The following is an 18,025-nucleotide window of genomic DNA, read 5'->3' on the forward strand; positions in this document are numbered from 1 at the left end:
GCAGGGGGATTCACCGGATCGCCCCGTTCTGAGAGGGAGGCGAGCCGGGATCGTCGCGCGCCACCGAGCCTCCGCCGGCGGCCCAGTGCGCCTTCCGGTCCGCTCAGGCCGACCCCCGCGCCGGTCCCCGCCCCGCCAGCCCGCGGCTGCGCCGCTGTGGTTCGGGCGGATGGTCGTCCGCGGCGAGATCGTCGAGGATCGGGCAATCCGGCCTCTCGTCGCCGCAGCAGGCCTCCGCCAGATGCTCCAGCGTCCGCGCCATCCCCTCCATCTCGGCGATGCGGCGGCGTAGATCGGCGATCTGCTCCTGCGCGATCGCCTTCACCCCGGCGCTCGGCCGGGCGCGGTCGCGCCAGAGCGCCAGAAGATCCGCGATCGCGTCGACGCTGAAGCCGAGGTCGCGGGCGCGGCGGATGAAGCGGAGCGTGTGGAGGTCGGCGTCGCCGTAATGGCGGTAGCCGGATTCGGACCGCGCGGCCGGCGGCAGCAGGCCGGTCGCCTCGTACCAGCGGATCATCTTGGCCGAGACGCCGGTGCGGCGCGCCGCCTCGCCGATCGTCAGACTCGCCGCGCTCATGCCGCTCTCGCGTTGAGCGCGGGCGCCGCGCCGGCCGCGGGCCGTCCGCCGGCCCGGCGCAGCCGCAGGGCATTGCCGAGGACGAACACGCTGGAAAACGCCATGGCGCCCGCGGCCAGGATCGGCGACAGGGCCGGGCCGCCGAACGGCACCAGCACGCCGGCCGCCACCGGGATCAAGGCGGCGTTGTAGGCGAAGGCCCAGAACAGGTTCTGGCGGATGTTGGCCATCACCGCCCGCGACAGCGCCAGGGCCTCGACCAGGGCCTCCAGGTCGCCCGACATCAGCACCACGTCGGCGCTCTCGACCGCGATGTCGGTGCCGGTGCCGATGGCCAGCCCGACATCGGCCTCCGCCAGTGCCGGCGCGTCGTTGATGCCGTCGCCCACGAAGGCCACCGGCCCGTGCTCGGCCCTGAACCGCTTGACGGCCTCGACCTTCCCGCCGGGCAATACCCCGGCGGCCACCGCGTCGATGCCGAGGCTCCGCGCCACGCCGGCGGCTGTGACGGGGTCGTCGCCCGTGACCATCGCCACCACGAGGCCGCGCGCCTTCAGGGCCGCCACAGCCGCACGGGCCCCCGCCTTCACGGGATCGGCCACCGCCAGGATCGCGGCATGGCAGCCGTCGAGGACGAGGTGGACCGGGCTGCGGCCCTGGCTGGCCAGCGTCTCGGCGCGGGCGGCGAGATCCGGGTTCAGGGCGACGCCGAGCCGTTCCAGGTAGCGCGGGGCGCCGACAGCCACGGCCCGGCCCGCGACCCGTCCGGAGATTCCGAAGCCCGCCACTGCCTCGAAGCGGTCCGGCTCGGGCATGGCGAGGCCGCGGTCGCGGGCGGCCGCCACCACGGCGCCGGCCAGCGGGTGCTCGGAGCGGGTCTCCAGCGCGGCCGCGAGGGCCAGGGCCTCGGCCTCGGCGATGCCCGGAGCCGGCACAATCTCGGTGAGCCGGGGGCGGCCCTCGGTCAGGGTACCGGTCTTGTCGAGGGCCACGACCCGCACGTCGCGCAGGCCCTGGAGCGCGGCGCCGTCGCGGAACAGCACGCCGCGCGCCGCCGCGCGTCCGGTGCCGACCATGATGGCGGTGGGCGTCGCCAGACCCATGGCGCAGGGGCAGGCGATGATCAGCACCGCCACGGCGTTGACCAGGGCCGGCCCCAGCGAAGGGGCCGGCGCCAGGAGCAGCCACGCCAGGAAGGTCGCCGCGGCGATCCCGATCACCGCCGGCACGAACCGTCCCGTGACGCGGTCGACCAGGGCCTGGATCGGCAGCTTGCCGCTCTGGGCTCGCTCCACCATGGCGGCGATCTGCGCGACCACGGTGGCGCCGCCCACGGCCTCGACCCGCAGGTCGAGGCTGCCGCGGCCGTTGAGGGTGCCGCCGACCACGGAATCGCCCGGCCCCTTGCGCACCGGCGCGGGCTCGCCGGTCACCATGCTCTCGTCGACATGGCTGGTCCCGGAGACCACGGCGCCGTCCGCCGCCACCCGCTCGCCCGGACGCACCCGGACGACGTCGCCGAGGCGCAGGGCGTCGAGGGGCACCTCGGTCTCGGCGCCGTCGCGGACGATCCGGGCGGTCTTCGGGGTCAGGTCCATCAGCCGGGCGATCGCCTGGCCGGTGCGCCCCTTGGCCCGGGCCTCCAGGGTCCGGCCGAGCAGGATCAGCGTGACGATCAGGACGCTCGCCTCGAAGTAGAGGTGCGCGGCCCCCGCCGGCAGGAGGTCGGGCGCCAGGGTCGAGACCAGCGAGTACAGGTAGGCGGCCCCGGCCCCGAGGGCGACCAGGGCGTTCATGTCGGGATGGCCGCGCAGCAGGCCCGGGACGCCGCGCAGGAAGAAGCGCCGCCCCGGCCCTGCGAGGACCAGGGTGGCGAGGATCGCCTGGACCAGGGCCGTCACCGGGCCGCCATGCAGCCCGGGAAGAAGGTGGCCGCCCATGTCGAGGACGACGACGGGCGCCGAGAGCACGACGGCTGCGATCAGGTCGCGGCGCAGGGCGCGGCCCTCCTCCGCCTGACGGGCCGACGGGTCGGCCGGCTGGCCGGCCTCGACCGGGCGGGCGTCGTAGCCGGCCGCCGCCACGGCCGTCACCAGATCGTCCATCGACACGACGCCCTCGGGATGCCGGATCGCGGCCCGTCCGGCGGCGAGGTTGACGCTGGCTCCGGTCACTCCCGGCACGGCGGCCAGCGCCCGCTCGACCCGGCCCACGCAGCTCACGCAGGACATCCCGTCCACGGCCAGCAGGCTCTGCGTCTCGGGGACGGGGTAGCCGGCCTCCGCCAGCGCCGTCGCGACCTCGCCCGGGCTCGTGCCCCCATCGAGAACGAGGCTGGCGCGCTGGGTGGCGAGGTTCACCGCCACGTCCCGGGTGCCGGGCAGCGCCGCGAGGGCGCGCTCCACGCGGCCGACGCAGGAGGCGCAGGACATGCCCGTGACGGGCAGGGTCAGGGCGACGGATTTCGACATGGCGGTGATCCGGTTCGAAGCATCCATGCCGGGTCAGATGGGGCTTCCCATCATGGGAAGGTCAAGGGCGCGCGGGCCGGATATCGGACAGATCCGGGCGATGGCGAGCCGCTTCGCCCGTTGTCGAATCGCTCGCGCCCGGCCAAGCTTCCCGCATACCGGAGCGACGAGGGCGCGGATGAGCGAACCGCTGACGATCTATGGCGACCCGGGCTCCGGGAACTGCCTCAAGGTCAAGTGGGTCGCGGCCCATCTCGGCATCCCGGCGGTCTGGCGCGACGTGGATGTCCCGGGCGGCGGGACCCGCACGCCCGAATTCCTGGCCCTGAACCCCGCCGGGCGGGTGCCGATCGTCGTCCTGCCCGACGGCGCCGTGCTGTCGGAGTCGAACGCGATCATCGTCTATCTCGCGGAGGGCTCCGCGCTGATCCCTGAAGCGGCCCTGCCCCGTGCCCGGATGCTGCAGTGGATGTTCTGGGAGCAGTACAGCCACGAGCCCTACATCGCGGTCCGCCGCTACCAGCTCCATTACCTCAGGCGGGCGCCGGAGGATCTCGACCCGAAGCTTGCCGAGCGCGGCGCCGACGCCCTGCGGCTGATGGAGCGGACGCTGGCCGGTTCCGCCTTCCTGGCGGGCGAGGCCCTGACCCTCGCCGATGTGGCGCTCGTCGCCTACACCCGCATGGCCCATGAGGGCGGCTTCGACCTCGCGGGCTACGGGGCCATCCGCGCCTGGATCGGGCGCGTCGAGGACGGCCTCGGGATCGGCCCCTATGCCGGGCCGGCCTGATCGGCCGGGGGCGGCAGCGCGGCGGAGCCGTATTCCGGCAGACTGACCCGCACGGTGGTCCCCTCCCCCACCGCGCTCTCGATGGCGATGCGTCCGCGGTGGCGGTTGAGGCTGTGCTTGACGATGGCGAGCCCCAGGCCCGTGCCCCCGCGGGCGCGGCTCGACGCGACGTCGACCCGGTAGAAGCGCTCCGTGAGCCGCGGGATGTGCTCGGGCGGGATGCCCGGCCCATCATCGACCACGGACAGGACGATCCGGGGCCCGAGCCGCGGATCGTCCTCGCGGGCGAGCCCGACGCTGATCCGGCCGCCGCCGTATTTGACGGCATTCTCGATCAGGTTCTCGATCACCCGGGCGAGCTCGTCGGAATCGCCGGGGACCGCGAAGGGGCCGGCGCCCTCCTCCAGGCGGATCGTGGCGCCCCGCGCCTCGGCGGGCGGGCCCTGGGCGTCGACCATCTGGCGGGCCAGCGCCGCGAGATCGACCACGGCGGTGGGGGCCACGTGCTCCCGCAGCTCGATCCGCGACAGCGACAGGAGATCGTCGATCAGCCGGGTCATGCGCAGGGCCTGGACGCGCATGATCTCCAGGAAGCGCTCCCGGGCCTGCGCGTCATCGCGGGCGGGGCCCTGCAGGGTCTCGATGAAGCCGATCAGGGTGGCCAGCGGCGTGCGCAGCTCGTGGCTCGCATTGGCGACGAAGTCGACCCGCATGGCCTCCAGACGCCGGGCCGAGGTGAGGTCGCGCAGGAACAGCAGCGCGCTGACGCCGGATCCGTCGGGCATCGGCAGGGCGCCGATCTGGACCTCGAAGGTCCGCTCCAGGGGCACCCGGGTCGACAGCGCGACGCGGCGCGGCAGGCCGGAACTCAGCACCGCCTCGACGCCGTCGAGGACCTCCGGGTCGCGGAGCGCAAAGGACAGGGGCCGGGCGTGGTGCAGGGCCGGCAGGAGGGCCCGGGCGGCGGGGTTCGCCTCCACCACCAGGGTGCGCCGGTCCACCAGGATCACCGGATCCGGCACGTGGGCCAGGAGCGCCTCGGCGACGGCGTGGCGCTGCGTGGTTGCAGCCGGACGCGGCACCGGGGCCTCGCGGCCGCGGCCGCCGAGCCAGCCGCCCAGGCAGACGGCCACGAGCCCGGTCAGGATCAGCGGGAGATCGAGCCGCCCGGCCAGCGCGGTGGCGAGCCCGAGCAGACCCGCGGCGATCGCGGCGCCGGTCCAGGCGGGGGAGCTGCGCAGGCGACCGGACATGGCAGGCGCGGCGGATCAGCGGGTTTCGGACTCGTCGCGCCACGCCCGGCCGGACGGGCCGGCCGTGCCCTCCGGAGGCCCCGGATCGCGCGCGCCGCCCGCCCGCTTGACGATCTCGTACAGGCCGAGCATCGCCAGGGCGGTCACGAACGGGACGACGTAGTAGCAGCCCCGGAACAGCAGCAGCGAGGTCAGCACCTCGTTGCGCGGCAGGCTCGACAGGGCGAGCAGGACCGTCGCCTCGAACACCCCGATGCCGCCGGGGGCATTCGACGCGATGCCCAGCATGGCGGCGAGCACGTAGATCGCCAGGAAGGTGGTGAAGCCGAGCGTCGTCTCCTGCGGCAGCAGCACGTAGAGCACGGCCGCCGCCGCGCAGACGTCGCCGATCCCGACGATCATCTGGCCGATGGAGACGGAGGCCCCGGGCAGTTCCAGGCGCCAGTGCTTGACGGTGATGCTGCGCTTCTTGGCCGAGACCCAGGCGAGGTAGCCGAGCACGAGGGCGAGCGCCGCGAGGCCGACGCCCTGGTTGATCCGGATCGACGTGAAGGCGAGCCCGGCGAGCTGGCCCGCCTCGATGATCAGGCTCAGACCCAGCACCACGCCCATGCCGAGCCAGAAGGTGAAGCCGGCGATCACGGTCAGAGCCGCGATCTTGGCGGTGGACAGGCCCTGCCGGGCATAGATCCAGTAGCGGATCGTGCCGGCGGTGAGCAGCGGGAAACCGAGGGTGAAGCTCACCGCATAGCTCGTGAACGAGGCGAGCGCGGTGATCCGGTACGGCACCTTGATCTTGAGCTGGCGCAGGGCCAGCGCGTCGTAGCCGGTGAGGAACACGTAGCTGACGCCGACGAACAGGAAGGCGAGCCCGAGCTGCTCGGCGGTCGCGGCCGCGATGGCGCTGCGCACCTCCGCCCAGCTCACGCTCTGGACGAGCTTCCACAGGACGCCGAGGGAGACCGCGAACAGCACGATGCTGGCGCCCGTGCCGATCCAGGCATAGCGGCTGCGCCGGACCTTCCGCTTCGCGTCCGCGGCGGCATCGTGCTCAACCGGCTCGACCGGCTCGGCCGGGCTCCGGTGCTGTCCCTGAAAATTCATGCCGATCGGCGTCCGCCCTTCCGGCTGCGCGGCCCGGCCGAAGGCCGTCAGCCCGAGCCGGAAACTCCCGGACCGCGGCCCGTTGCCCCGCATGTAGGCCGAACCGGCGCCCAAGACCAGGGAAGCGGCCGCCGGGACAGGCGTTCTATCCTCAGCCGGGCATCCGCCCGAGCCGCGCCGCCGCCTCGGCGAGGCCCCGCCGGATCCGGGCCGGCACCTCCGGCGCGGTGCAGACATAGGTCGGACTCGGATGCGGCACCCGGATGACCGGCAGGTCGGGGCGGAGCACCGCGAGCGCCGGCGCCGCCTCGCCGGCGAAGCGGCCGGCCAGCACCGCCACGGCGAGGCGCGGCAGGAGGTCGAGGAGCGGGGCCAGATAGGGCGCGGCGGCCGCGACCTCGGCGCGGCGGGGTGCGCGGTTGCGTGCGCCCTCCTGGTGGATCAGCCAGGGGACGGCGTTCCAGATCAGCGTGTCGGCGCGGGCGATGCCGGCCTCGGCGAGGAAGCGGAACAGGTTCGCGGCGGTGCCGTTCGCGCTGTCGCGGGTCACGAAGCCGGTGCGCAGCACCGCCGGGCCCGGCGTCTCGAGGAGGAGCAGCATCCGGGCGTCGACGCCGCCATCCAGGGGGTCGGGCGCCGGGACCGGGGCGCCACGCTCGGCCGCAATGCGCGCGGCGAGGGCCCGGATCGGGGCGATGTGGGGGCTGCCGATCAGGGCGCGGCGTGCCGCGAGGGCGTCCGCATCGGCCAGGGCCCTCGGCGCCTGCGGCTCAGCCGGCATCGAGCCCGGGGACGGTCACGCCGAGCGGGCCGGACAGGCGGAAGCGCTCGAGGCCCTCCTCCCGGGCGAGGCGCGCGTCGAGGCCGGCCACGCCGCCGAACTGGAAACCGATCTGGCTGGCATAGGCCGCGCAGGCGGCGCGCTTGCGGGCTTGCGCCTCCGGATCGAGGCGCATCACCGGCTCGGGAAGCCCCGCGAACAGCGCGGCCAGCGGCGCCTTCGGCGCGGCCTCCCGCACCGTGTAGGGAAAATCGCGCCACCACAGGATCGGCGACGGCACAGCGAGCCCGCGCAGCGCCCGGACCGCCTGGACGTGATCGACATGGCCGCCGATCGCCTGGGGGGCGAGGATCAGGTCGGGCTGCTCGGCGGCGATCAGATCCGCCAGGGCGGGGGCGAGGTCGCCCACGATGCCGTCGTCGGCGCGGGTCTCGGAGAAGAGTTCCGGCGGCGCGCCGTAGCCCCGGTGCGGCGCCTCCCGGAACGGCAGGTGGACGGGCGGCGCGATGCCGAGCGCGGCGGCGGCGCGGACATCCTCGTCCCGGCGCAGGGCCATGTAGTCGACCTCCGGCGCCAGGCCCTTGTCGAGCTGGCAGGCGAGGGCGAAGCCCGTCGGGTCGGCGACGCTGCCGGTGAACAGAGTCGCCATCACCACGCGCCAGCCGTCCCGCGCCAGGCCTGCCAGGAGGCCGCCGCAGGAGAAGGCCGCATCATCGAGATGGGGGGACAGGGCGAGGGCGATCGGCATGGTTCAGAGCCTGTCGGCTGGGGGGATGCTCCAACCCCGAGCCTCATTCCGAGGTGCCGGAGCGCAGTGCCGGCGCGAGGGCGCCTTCGCGGCTTGCGCCCCGCGGGCGCACCTCAGGACGAGGCCCCGGATGGGACGGCCCAAGTGCGGAGTCCCGTCAGAGCAGGTGTGGCTCGGCGCGGAACCGGCAGCTGGGATCGTCGGGCAGGTCCGTCGCAAAGTCGGTGGCCGGCGTCTCGGAGCGCACCCGCGCGTAGACCTCCATGATCTGCCGCCCGACCGCGTGCCAGGAATAGACCCGCCGGCACTCCTCCAGGCCGGCGCTCGCGATGCGGCGGCGGAGCGCCGCGTCCGTGATGATCCGGGTGAGCGCGGCGGCCTGCGCCGGCACGTCGCCCGGATTCACCAGCAGCCCGTTCTCCCCGTCGCGCAGGCAGTCCGACACGCCGACCGCGTGGCACGAGACGGTGGCGAGCCCGGCCGCCAGCGCCTCCAGGATCGTGTTCGAGAACCCCTCCGCGTAGGTCGGCGAGACGAACACGTCGGCGCGGCGGTAGAGGTCGGGCACGGAGCCGTACTCGGCATAGCCCGTGAAGGCGATCTCGCGCTCGGAGAAGGCGTGCTCCGCGGCGAGCGCCTTGGCCGGGTCCACGTCGGGCCCGATCCCCGAGATCGTGGCCGCGAAGGGCGTGCCCTGCCGGCGCAGGATCGCCAGGGCCTCGATGAAATCGAGCACGCCTTTCCGGCGGTCGACCCGGCCGTGGTAGAACAGCCGCACCGGCCCGCCATGGGGCGCCGGCAGCCCGTCGGGCGTGCCCTGCGCGAAGCGCTCGGTGTCGACCGCGCCGGGCACGATCGTGAAGCGGGCGGGGTCCGAGCCCAGGCGCTCGCAGACCTCGTCCACGAAGGAGGCGCCGCCGATCAGCAGGGCGTTGGCGTGGGCCAGCACCTCGCACATGGCGACCCGGTGGGTCTCGCAGCAGGAGCCGACCCAGTGGCCGTCCCCGCCCTGGATCGAGACGACGCTCGGCACCCCGAGCTTGCGGGCGGCCAGCAGCACCGCCCAGCCGGTCGGGTAGCCGTACTGCGCGTGCAGGATGTCGAAGGGGTTCTGGGCGTGCTCTTGAGCGATCGCGTCCACCATGGTGGCGATGTCGCGCTCGAAATCGCCCGACGTCTGCTCGCCGAGCTGCTCCAGGCCGATCACCCGCACACCCGGCACCGGCGGCGGCGGCCCGCCGCCGTAAACGCGGGTGCCGAAGGCGTCGCCCCGGTACTGCGAGATCATCGTCACGTCGTGGCCGGCGCCGACCAACTCGCGCAGCAGGTTCTGCGCGTAGACGCTCATGCCCGATATGGCGGGGAAGTAGCGGCGGCTGAGGAAGAGGATTCTCATCGTGCCGCCCCTTCGCGCAGACCGGGAGCGGCGCCGCGTGGCCCCCTCTCCCGCGCCGGCGTCCCGTCTCGCCCCGGCTCGTCTCTCACTGCCATTGCCGCCGCGTCTCCTGCTCGCCGGCCAGAACCGGGCCGGGGCGCCGGCAGCCGCGGAGGTAGTCGAGCGCCTGCGGGATCATCACGTCGGCCCGGTGGCTCTCGCGGGACAGCTCGACGCAGATCAGCTTGCCGAAGTTGATCGCCTCCAGCGCCTCCAGGACGCCCGGCACGTCCATGTCGCCCTCGCCGAAGGGCAGGTGGATGTGGCTGCCGCGCTTCATGTCCTCGATCGCCACGGTGCCGATCCGGTCGGCGAATTCCCGCACGGCCGCCGCCGGCTCGCGCTCGCCCGTGACGAGGCAGTGGCCGGTATCGAGGGCGAGCTTCAGCCCCGGCACGTCGAGGGACGCGTAATCGTCGAGGGTCTCGATCAGCATGCCGGGCTCCGGCTCCAGGCAGGGGACGACGCCCGCCTCCGTGGCGAAGGCCGCGACTTCGTGCAGCCCCTCGGCCAGCCAGCGCCGGGCCTCGCCGGGATCGACGCCGGGCTTCGGCACGCCGGCCCAGAACGAGACCGCCTCGGCGCTCAGCATGCCGCCGATTTCGATCGCCCGCTTGAGGAAGCCGACCCGCCGGGCGCGGCCCGCGGCATCGGCCGTCACGAGCGTCGGCTCGTGCTTGGCAGTGGGGTCGAGGAGGAAGCGGGCGCCCGTCTCGATGACGCAGGTCAGCTCCAGCTTCTCCAGCAGGCTCGCCACCCGGCCGGCCTCCGCCGCCCAGGTTTCGGAGAACGGATCGAGGTGGTGGATGTCCAGCGTCAGGGCCACGCCGTCGTAGTTCGCGGCCTTGATCAGGTGGATCGCGTCGTCGAGGCGGTGGTTGGCCGCGCCGTTGGTGTTGTAGGCGAACCGGAGCGTCATGCCGCCCTCCCCTGACGCTGGGCGAGGCGGAACGGCGCGTGGTGCGATTCCGGCTCGCGATAGAGCGGATAGTGCCGCCCGACGATCCGCTCGGCCAGGGCGACGTCGAACAGCGGCTGGCCGCCGAACCGCTCCAGGGCCTCCGGCGTCAGGCGGACCGGCCGCAGGGTCTCGCTTTCGGTGCCGAACTTGATCAGCGGATGGTCGCGGTCGATGAGCTTCTTCGTGTTGCGCTCGCCGATCCGGTAGTAGCTCATGGTCTCGACCTCGAGCCCCGGCACGATCGCCTTGACCACGCCGACCCCGCCGCCCGGGGGCGTGCAGTCGACGTAGAGGACGTCGAACCCGGCCTCCGTGAGCCGGTCGCAGGCGATCTTGCCCCTGGCATGCCCGTCCGCGGCCGGGGTCGAGGGCAGGTCCGCGAAGCGCTTGGTGCTCCGCTCCGAATAGACGGTGTCGGCCAGCACGCCGCGCAGGTCGGCGGCGGGCATCTCGATCCATTCGAGCATCGCCTGCAGGGCGCGGCTCTCCTCGAGATCGAGGCTCGGAAGCGCCTTCTGGATGAAGGCGTCGATGTAGCCCGGCGGAGTCACCGTGGCGGCCATGTCGAGGGGGCCGTGGCCGAAGGTCTTGCGCACCCGCGCGGCCTGGAACTCGAGCAGCGCCTTGCGGAGGGCCCGCTCCCGGTCCGGATCGCAGGCCTCGCCGCAGGCCGACAGGGCGATCGGTGCCGGGGTGCGCGCCGGATCCGCGTCGTAGCCGACGACGTAGAGGTTGGTGAGGCCGAACTGGTCGGTGGCGAATTTCGGCAGCGCGTGGATCCCGAGCTCCTTGAGCCGGGCCAGCATCGCGGCATTCTCCGGGCCGATGCCGTCGAGGTCGAGCATCACGCCCTGGTCGAGAGCCCGGAACAGCAGGCCGTTGCCGTCCCGCTGGAGCAGCTCAAGGACGCCGTGGCCCAGCGCAAAGGGCACGTCGGGCCCCGCGCCGAGACCGTTGGTGATCAGGTTGGTGAAGGGTTTGTAGCCCTCGGACAGCTCGAAATAGTCGGTGGCGGCGACGTCGAGCGGCATGAGCACGATCTCGCCCGTGGCGTGCCGGACGCTGGGCGTCCATTCGAGCACCGTGTCCCGGCCCACCGGGGAGCCGGCGGGCAGGCAGAGGGTCAGCGGGTCGGCGACGGATTTGGCGCCGTAGACGCGGGCGAGGTCGGCGTAGCTCGCCCGTTCCTTGGCCCGGGGCAGCACCGCGAGCGAGGGCATCAGGTTCTCGGCGATCTCGGCGACCGCGCCGATCAGCGCCTCGTCGTCGGTGGCGCCGTAGCCGATGCCCGACGGCATCGCGCCCACGAAGAACGGGTCGTCGAGGAACAGGGCCACGAACCAGACCGGGATGCCGGTGCGGTCGAGGGGCGCCAGCGGGAAGCCGACGATGCGCCCCTCCGGCAGGACGTCGAGATAGGCGCGCACGGGATCCGGCAGGGTCTCGGGCAGCCCCTCGATCAGCCGCTTGGCGCCGAAGCGATAGGGGCGCGGCGCCTTGATCCGCGCGTGCCGGGCGCGGTCGTCCTGGTCGTGGAAGCCGTCTGCGTTGCTCACGTCGTGTTCCCGTGTTCCTCGGACCGCCTGCTCACCTTCGTCCTGCCCATCCCCTCATCCTGAGCTGCCAGAGCGTAGCGAAGGCCTCGAAGGAGGGCTCTGGACGGCACAGCGCTTCCTGGAGCCCTCCCACGAGGCCCGCTGGCGCGGGCACCTCAGGATGAGGGTGCGGCTTGGATTGGATAGGTGGCTGTCCGGTGTCTGCTCATCCTGTCCTGCGGTCGCTACCCCTGCCCATAAGCGCGGGCGACGAGTCGCATCGTGTGGAGATCGCGTGCGGCCGAGTATGCCCCCCGCTCCTCGGGCCGGCGCAGGGCCGAGCCGAAGGCGCGCACCTGCTCGGTGAAGGGGGAGCTGTCGGCGTCGAAGGCAAGCGGTTCGACGCGCCCGCTGGCGCCGTCGATGAAGGACAGCGATCCGCCGGCCGTCTGGCCCATGGTGTTCTCGGCGATCAGCATCCCCTTCGTACCGATCACCTCCAGGCGGCGGCGGGGCAGCGCGTCGGGGCAATTGTAGGCGACGTGCAGGCTTGCCAGCGCGCCGCCCGCGGTCCGCCCGATCAGCAGGGCGCCGTCATCGACGGAATAGTCCTGGGCCCGGCTCTGGGTCAGGGCCGTGAGGTCGGCGATCGGCTCGTCGAGCAGGAAATCCACGAGGTCGAGCCCGTGCGGGGCGAGGTCCATCAAGGCGCCGCCGCCGGCCTGGGCGGCATCGATCCGCCAGTTGGGCTGGCCGGCCTCCGACCAGTCGCGCCCGAGCCAGCAGGCGTAGACGATCCGCACCGTGGTGACGGTGCCGAGCCGCCCGGCCGCGACCTGGGCGCGGATCGTCCGATGGGCCGGGTGGTGACGCTGATCGAAGGCCGTGCCGTAGAAGATTTCTTGCGATTCGACCGCACGCGCGATGGCTTCCGCGTCCGCGAGCGTCGCCGCCATGGGCTTCTCGCAGAGCACCGCCTTGCCGGCGGCGGCGAGCGCCTCGACGGCGCCGCGGTGGAGATGGTTCGGCGTCGCCACGTAGACCGCCTCGACCCCGGGCTCGGCGATGAGACCGGCGAGATCGGCATGGCCGCGGGCGCCCGCCCGCTCGGCCGCGGCGCGGCATTCCGGGTTCGGATCGCAGACCGCCACCAGCCGGTGCCCGGCGGCGCGGATGCCCGGCTCCATGTAGTCGCGGGCGACCCAGCCGTAGCCGACGATGCCCCAGCCGACCGCGTCCATCACCACCGCTCCGGCAGGTCGACGAATTCGCGCACCCGGATACGCTGCGTCTCCGGGCTATCGAGCGTGCCGTCGAAGGTCAGATGCTCGGGGCCGGGCGAGCGCAGCGGGTAGGTGGCCCGGGAGGCGTATTCCGCCTCGTAGCGCTCCGAGGGCCAGCGGACGACGTAGCCGTCCCCCTCGGGCGCATAGAGCGGGTTGAGCCGCAGCACCGTGCCGGGCTTCGGCAGGGTCAGCCCGTCGACCAGAGCGCGCGGCGCCGGGCGCATGCCGGGGCCGCATACCACCGAGAACGCCTCGCAGGTCCGCAAGGCCCCAGGCTCCTGCGGGCCCGGCGCCCGCGCCTCGACGAGCGCCCGCGTGAGCTCCGCGTCGTCGTAGACCAGGGCGTCGGGGAAATACTCGGCGATCTCCTCGGCGGTCACCGCCCGGCCGGCCGAGAAGCCCGGGCAGTCGCGGTTGTGGATGTGGCTCAGCGCCAGCCAGCCGTCGTCGCCGGCATTCTGGCGGAGGTTCTCCAGCAGGGCCGCCTTGTCGTCGAGGAAGTAGAAGGCGTCGTTGCACACGACGAGGTCGACCGGCGCGCCCGGGATGGGCCAGTGCGGCGAGCCGGCGTCGAAGCAGACGAGCTGCGCCTTCTCGTCCACCACCCAGTGGCGCGCGACCCAGAGCTTGGCGAAGACCACGTCGGCGCCGGCGACCTTGCAGCCGCGCCGCTGCAATTCCCGCAGGTAATGGCCGATGCCGCAGGCGAATTCGAAGACGCAGATGGGCTCGTTCCAGTGCGCCTCCAGAAGCGACAGGCCGGCCAGGAAGGTCGGGTCGCTCCAGCGGTGCAGGAAATAGTCGCCGACGCGGCCCCAGCCGAGACCCTGGACCGCGTCACGCAGCGTCGCCGTGCGGCGCTCCTTGATGAGGCGGATGACCCCGGCGGGATCGGCCGGGGGCCCGTTCCACCAATCGTCCTGATCGACGAGCAGCGCGGCCAGCGCCTCGTCGGGCTCGCCGGCGTCGAGATGGGCCAGAACCCGCTCGACCAGGGCCTCGCGGTTGATCCGCAGGTACGGGATGCCGTCGATCACGGGCCAGCGGGCGCCGGTCTCCGCATCGCGCAGGGCGTGCGGGCCGTCGGCCTTCAGCGGGTTGCCGGTGTCCGGCGAATGGAGTTCGAACGGGATCATGGTTCTCGGAGCCGCCCGGGCAGATGGGCGGCGGGGTCCGGCGATCAAGGGATGCGCATGTCGGCGAGGACACGATCATGGAAGCCCTTCACCGGGCCGGCATGGACCAGCTCCCACTCGTCGAGCACCATCCCCATCGTGGTCGAGGCCCCGCGCAGATGCTGGGCGATCTGGAGGACACGGTCGATGCAATCCGCCGCGTGGAAGGCGCGGCCCTCCGCGGTGGCGTCGTCGGGCAGCACCGCGCGGGCCCGCTCCACCTGACCCCGCAGGGGCTCGGCGAGCTCGGCCAGCGCCCAGGCGGTGGTGGTCGCCATGATCGGCCCGAGATGGTCGCCGAGCAGCATCTCGCCGGTGAAGCCGGCATCGGGCATCGCGGCGTTGTGGAAGTGATGCGCCATCGCGGCCAGGAACACGGTGCCGGGGTCGGCCCGGTAGAACGGGCTGAGGCAGACCCCGTAGACCGCCACGATGAGGCAGTGCTCGGCGTGGTTCTCCGGCGGCTCCAGCAGGATCCGGGCGCGGCCGGGACAGGTGACGCCCGCCCGCGGCTGCTGCGCCAGGGCGGCGACGAAGCCCGGCAGCGGTCCGGGCCTGCCGGCCGGCCGCGGCGCGAGCCGCCCGCGCAGGCGCTCGCGCAGAGCCGGGTCGAGCTCCCCGGTGACGGCGTCGAAGCCCGCCACCAGCACCGCCGAGGCCGCCTCCTCCGACAGCCCGGCCGCGGTCAGGAAGGCCGCGTCGAGATCGCAGAGGCGCGTCGCCGCGAGGGTGACGGCGGTGATGTCGAGGGCGACGTCGTCGGGCGCGGCGCCCCCGGTGAGGAGGCCCCATCCCTGCGCGAACAGCCGCTCGGCGATCGACCCCTCGCGCCCCGCCGAGCGGACGCGCTTGAGGTCGTTCATCTCGATCAGGAGGTCGCGCAGCGCCTCGGGGGCAGCGCCGGAGGGAGGCGGCTGGTTCTCGCTTGGCATCGTCTCGCTCCGGAAGCCGCCCCTTGGTCGCGACGAGGCCTAGTGCACGCCCAGCCAGTCGCGGAGCATCTGCTCCTGCTTGCCGAAGGCGTGCTCCGGCCCATGGCCGTTCTTGACCATCGGGGCCTTGAAGAAGGTCGAGAGCTGCTCCTGCACGCCGCCGTCGCCGCGCGTGCGGGCGAGGTCGAGGACGCGGGCGATCTCGATGACCAGGGGCGCGGCCAGGATCGAATCCTTGCAGAGGAAGTTCACCTTCACCTGCATCCGCTGGCCCATGAAGCCGGTGACGTCGATGTTGTCCCAGGCTTCCTTGTCGTCGCCGCGCGGGCGGTAATAGTGGATGTGCACGAGATGGTCCTCGACCGGGTAGCCGAGGATCGAGTCGAGCACCGTGCCCTTGGTGTTGAGCTTCGACTGGAGGGAGTTCGGATCGTTCAGGGCGAGTCCGTCGCGGTTGCCCAGGATGTTGGTCGAGAACCAGCCGTCGACGTGGAGCGCCCGCGCCTTGAAGGCCGGGGCCAGCACCGTCTTCATCATGGTCTGACCGGTCTTGCCGTCCTTGCCGGCCACCGGGACGTTCAGCTCCTTGGCGAGGTCCAGGAGGGCCGGGACGTCGGCCGCCACGCTCGGGGTGAAGTTGGCGTAGGGGATGCCGCTCTTGATCGCCGCGTAGGCGTAGAGCATCGCGGGCGAGATCGCCTCGTCGCTCGAATCGAGCCCCTTCTCGAAGGCAGCCGTGGAGTTCAGGGCCGGGTCGTTCAGGTCCGGCCAGCGCTCGGTGGAGGCGAGGTTCACCACGACCACGTCGTCGAGGTTGCTCTCCTTCTGGAAGCGGCGGAGGTCGTTGGCGATCACCGAGACCGCCTCGCGGTGGTCCTTGGCGACGATGCGGTTCTGGCCGTCGATGTTCTTGCAGAACTTGGCGCTGCCCACCGCCGGCCAGGGGGTGATGCCCTTCAGGGCCTGTGCGCCGCTCTCGATGTCGTCCTTCGAGAGCACGCCGTGGCCGCTCGCAGCGGACGCGAGGTCGTCGCCGTTGAGATCCCAGCCGCCGAAGACGAGATCCTTGTAGTCGGCCATGCCGGCCACGGAGAGACCGGCGAGCGGCAGCCCGTCGAGGCGATTGGAGCCGGATTTGATCATTTCGATGCCGGCGATGGCAGTGGTGGCGACGGCGCCTCCCATGCCAACGAACGCGACACCGATGCGGCGACCGGACTGCATGCTCATCGGAAAATGATGTCCTTGTGCGGACGCGGGTGGCGTCTTGGGACGGAAAGTTCGACCCCCCCGGGGCCGTATCTAACTGGCTCGACGGTGCCGCGTTCCAACCCGAATGCGACAACATTGCCCCTCCGTCGTCCGAAGCGCGGCCGGCTCACGGCGTTAACGGCCCCCTAAGCGGCAGGGTTAACCCTTCGTTGACCGTGCCACGCTTGGATCACGGGGCCGTCCCATTCTGGTCACGGCCGGCGTCGATAGGGCCGCCGCTTCCGAAAAAACCCGGCCGTCAGAGCCGGGCGGACGCAAGGACCGATCTGAAGAGGACCAATGATGGGGGTTTTCCCGGAGCCGGCGCGTTGCGCCGACGACGTGAGCCGACTCGTGCCGCCGACCCTGAACGGCACGGGCCATATCGAGGATGAAGCCGTGGCATGGCTGCCGCGGGCCGGACGCGGGACAGGGCGCCGGTCACTTCGCCGCACCGGCCTCGGCCGGATTTCCGGGACGCTGGCCCTGGGGCTCGTCGCCGGGCTCGGCCTGCCGCAGGCCGCCTTCGCGCCGGCGTATTTCGCCCCGGCCGCCCAGGCCCACGACCGGATCGACACCAGCCCGCGCGCCGCTCAGGGGCTCGCACAGACGGCTTCCCAGCCCGCAGCCCCGGCCGTCGCGGCGGACGAGCCGGTCCAGAACACCTGGAACGGCCTTCCGGTTCCAGAGCAGGAGCCCGCCACCACGGCGCTGATTCAGGAAGACCTCGCGGCTCTGCCGCGGGTGACGCAGGAGCAGGGTCAGGACGCGGTCAAGTTCGGCGAGCGCAGCGTGCCGCGCAAGGTGGTCGACACGATCGTCAAGGCCTCCGACGAGGCCGGCGTCGACCCCGTCTACATGATGGCGCTGGCCGACAAGGAATCGAGCTTCGACACGGACGCGAAGGCGGCGACCTCCTCGGCGGCGGGCCTGTTCCAGTTCGTGGCCCGCACCTGGCTGGAGATGATCCGTGATTACGGCGCCCGCTACGGGCTCGCCGAGGAGGCCGCCGCCGTGAAGGGCCGGGGCGCCGCGATCACCGTCACGGGCAGCATGCGCGGCCGGGTGCTCGGCCTGCGCAACGACCCGCGCGTCGCCGCCCTGATGGCGGCCGAGCTGATCAAGCGCGACCGTGAGCGGATCGAGGCCCGGGTCGGGCGCGCGCTGACCACGACCGAGCTGTACCTCGCCCATTTCCTCGGGACTGCGAGCGCCGGGCGCTTCCTGTCGCTCTCCTCCGAGAAGCCCGACGAGGTCGCAGGGCGCGAGTTCCGCACCGCGGCGCGGGCCAATCGCAGCCTGTTCACCGCGAAGACGGGCGGCAAGCGCCGCAGCCTGACCGTCGCGGAACTGCACGGACGGATCGACGACATGATCGACCGGCGGCTGACCCGCTACCAGGGCGTCGCGGCGGTCGCCGAGGCGCTCGACAAGGGCCAGTCCCAGAACGAGATCGTCAGCGCCGAGGAAACGGCGCCGGTGGCCGGCAACCGCCGCGTCGAGGTGACGGAGGCGTTGCCGCCGGACGGCGTGTGAGGATCGCGCAGGGGAAGCGGATCCTGCTGAGGCGCTCGATCGTCTCAATCGGGGCGCGGGGGGCTTCCAACGCGCCTCCCGCTCCCTTCAGGTCAGGGGACCCGCACCCGAGTCCGGGGCTCCGGCGCCGGAGCCGGCGGGTGATTTGCGCCAATCCGGGTGGGCAGGCGCGGCGCCTCGGGATGACGTT

Annotated in this window: 15 protein-coding genes; 2 read left to right on the forward strand and 13 right to left on the reverse strand. The window is 72.9% G+C overall.

Translation table 11 applies throughout. The features are described 5' to 3' along the window. Nucleotides 1-103: 103 nt before the first annotated feature. Together cueR and BM396_RS07255 are read right to left on the reverse strand one after the other, a co-directional pair. On the reverse strand, nt 104-577 hold the full coding sequence (gene cueR / locus BM396_RS07250) for a Cu(I)-responsive transcriptional regulator (protein ID WP_043381114.1): 474 nt from the start codon (nt 575-577) through the stop codon (nt 104-106). Next, nucleotides 574-3,048 carry a heavy metal translocating P-type ATPase gene (locus BM396_RS07255; RefSeq protein ID WP_043381259.1) on the reverse strand — a complete coding sequence of 825 codons (2,475 nt, stop codon included), beginning with the start codon at nt 3,046-3,048 and terminating at the stop codon, nt 574-576. The genes cueR and BM396_RS07255 overlap by 4 nt, the downstream gene beginning before the upstream one ends. A 178-nt stretch (nt 3,049-3,226) precedes the next feature. Here BM396_RS07255 and BM396_RS07260 point away from each other — a divergent pair, with 178 nt between their 5' ends. Then, entirely contained in the window at nt 3,227-3,838 is a 612-nt protein-coding gene (locus BM396_RS07260) for a glutathione S-transferase family protein (protein ID WP_043381116.1), read from the forward strand. On the opposite strand, the gene BM396_RS07265 is transcribed toward BM396_RS07260, so the two are convergent. From BM396_RS07265 to BM396_RS07315, 11 genes are all read right to left on the reverse strand, one after another. After that, on the reverse strand, nt 3,820-5,091 hold the full coding sequence (locus tag BM396_RS07265; protein ID WP_081948605.1) for an ATP-binding protein: 1,272 nt from the start codon (nt 5,089-5,091) through the stop codon (nt 3,820-3,822). The two genes, BM396_RS07260 and BM396_RS07265, sit on opposite strands and share 19 nt — an antisense overlap. A 15-nt stretch (nt 5,092-5,106) precedes the next feature. After that, nucleotides 5,107-6,195, reverse strand: coding sequence for a lysylphosphatidylglycerol synthase domain-containing protein (locus BM396_RS07270; RefSeq protein WP_043350479.1), 1,089 nt, complete (start codon nt 6,193-6,195; stop codon nt 5,107-5,109). A 151-nt stretch (nt 6,196-6,346) separates the two neighbouring features. Continuing rightward, complete coding sequence (locus BM396_RS07275) at nt 6,347-6,976, reverse strand: uracil-DNA glycosylase (protein WP_043381119.1); 630 nt, start codon at nt 6,974-6,976, stop codon at nt 6,347-6,349. Then, a complete protein-coding gene (locus BM396_RS07280; RefSeq protein ID WP_043381121.1) occupies nt 6,966-7,724 on the reverse strand; it encodes a PIG-L deacetylase family protein in 759 nt (252 codons plus the stop codon). The genes BM396_RS07275 and BM396_RS07280 overlap by 11 nt, the downstream gene beginning before the upstream one ends. 157 nt (nt 7,725-7,881) lie before the next feature. After that, entirely contained in the window at nt 7,882-9,120 is a 1,239-nt protein-coding gene (locus BM396_RS07285; RefSeq protein WP_043381124.1) for a glycosyltransferase family 4 protein, read from the reverse strand. A gap of 85 nt (nt 9,121-9,205) precedes the next feature. After that, nucleotides 9,206-10,078 (reverse strand): sugar phosphate isomerase/epimerase family protein, encoded by an 873-nt coding sequence (locus tag BM396_RS07290; protein ID WP_043381126.1) that lies wholly within the window; start codon nt 10,076-10,078, stop codon nt 9,206-9,208. Beyond that, nucleotides 10,075-11,676 (reverse strand): YcaO-like family protein, encoded by a 1,602-nt coding sequence (locus tag BM396_RS07295; protein WP_043381127.1) that lies wholly within the window; start codon nt 11,674-11,676, stop codon nt 10,075-10,077. Before BM396_RS07295 ends, BM396_RS07290 begins: the two co-directional genes overlap by 4 nt. A gap of 224 nt (nt 11,677-11,900) precedes the next feature. Continuing rightward, nucleotides 11,901-12,896, reverse strand: coding sequence for a Gfo/Idh/MocA family protein (locus BM396_RS07300; RefSeq protein ID WP_043381129.1), 996 nt, complete (start codon nt 12,894-12,896; stop codon nt 11,901-11,903). Continuing rightward, nucleotides 12,896-14,077, reverse strand: coding sequence for a class I SAM-dependent methyltransferase (locus BM396_RS07305; RefSeq protein WP_043381132.1), 1,182 nt, complete (start codon nt 14,075-14,077; stop codon nt 12,896-12,898). Before BM396_RS07305 ends, BM396_RS07300 begins: the two co-directional genes overlap by 1 nt. 44 nt (nt 14,078-14,121) lie before the next feature. Beyond that, nucleotides 14,122-15,048, reverse strand: a complete 927-nt coding sequence (locus BM396_RS07310) for an HD domain-containing protein (RefSeq protein ID WP_043348083.1) — start codon at nt 15,046-15,048, stop codon at nt 14,122-14,124. Nucleotides 15,049-15,087: 39 nt separating this feature from the next. Next, the gene (locus BM396_RS07315) at nt 15,088-16,278 is read right to left on the reverse strand and encodes an inositol-3-phosphate synthase (protein ID WP_043381133.1); all 1,191 of its coding nucleotides are present in this window, start codon (nt 16,276-16,278) and stop codon (nt 15,088-15,090) included. Nucleotides 16,279-16,602: 324 nt separating this feature from the next. Between BM396_RS07315 and BM396_RS07320 the strand changes: the two genes are divergently transcribed. Further along, entirely contained in the window at nt 16,603-17,835 is a 1,233-nt protein-coding gene (locus tag BM396_RS07320; protein WP_043381265.1) for a transglycosylase SLT domain-containing protein, read from the forward strand. The last annotated feature ends 190 nt before the right edge of the window (nt 17,836-18,025 follow it).

This window comes from Methylobacterium sp. UNCCL125 (genome assembly GCF_900116795.1).
GTDB lineage: Bacteria > Pseudomonadota > Alphaproteobacteria > Rhizobiales > Beijerinckiaceae > Methylobacterium > Methylobacterium fujisawaense.

Coding starts and splice junctions, on each gene's coding strand:
- BM396_RS07275 (WP_043381119.1), bottom strand. CDS start 6,976: ATGCCGGCTGAGCCGCAGGCGCCGAGGGCCCTGGCCGATGCGGACGCC.
- BM396_RS07315 (WP_043381133.1), bottom strand. CDS start 16,278: ATGAGCATGCAGTCCGGTCGCCGCATCGGTGTCGCGTTCGTTGGCATG.
- BM396_RS07265 (WP_081948605.1), bottom strand. CDS start 5,091: ATGTCCGGTCGCCTGCGCAGCTCCCCCGCCTGGACCGGCGCCGCGATC.
- BM396_RS07285 (WP_043381124.1), bottom strand. CDS start 9,120: ATGAGAATCCTCTTCCTCAGCCGCCGCTACTTCCCCGCCATATCGGGC.
- BM396_RS07300 (WP_043381129.1), bottom strand. CDS start 12,896: ATGGACGCGGTCGGCTGGGGCATCGTCGGCTACGGCTGGGTCGCCCGC.
- BM396_RS07270 (WP_043350479.1), bottom strand. CDS start 6,195: ATGAATTTTCAGGGACAGCACCGGAGCCCGGCCGAGCCGGTCGAGCCG.
- cueR (WP_043381114.1), bottom strand. CDS start 577: ATGAGCGCGGCGAGTCTGACGATCGGCGAGGCGGCGCGCCGCACCGGC.
- BM396_RS07260 (WP_043381116.1), top strand. CDS start 3,227: ATGAGCGAACCGCTGACGATCTATGGCGACCCGGGCTCCGGGAACTGC.
- BM396_RS07310 (WP_043348083.1), bottom strand. CDS start 15,048: ATGCCAAGCGAGAACCAGCCGCCTCCCTCCGGCGCTGCCCCCGAGGCG.
- BM396_RS07280 (WP_043381121.1), bottom strand. CDS start 7,724: ATGCCGATCGCCCTCGCCCTGTCCCCCCATCTCGATGATGCGGCCTTC.
- BM396_RS07255 (WP_043381259.1), bottom strand. CDS start 3,048: ATGTCGAAATCCGTCGCCCTGACCCTGCCCGTCACGGGCATGTCCTGC.
- BM396_RS07305 (WP_043381132.1), bottom strand. CDS start 14,077: ATGATCCCGTTCGAACTCCATTCGCCGGACACCGGCAACCCGCTGAAG.
- BM396_RS07290 (WP_043381126.1), bottom strand. CDS start 10,078: ATGACGCTCCGGTTCGCCTACAACACCAACGGCGCGGCCAACCACCGC.
- BM396_RS07320 (WP_043381265.1), top strand. CDS start 16,603: ATGGGGGTTTTCCCGGAGCCGGCGCGTTGCGCCGACGACGTGAGCCGA.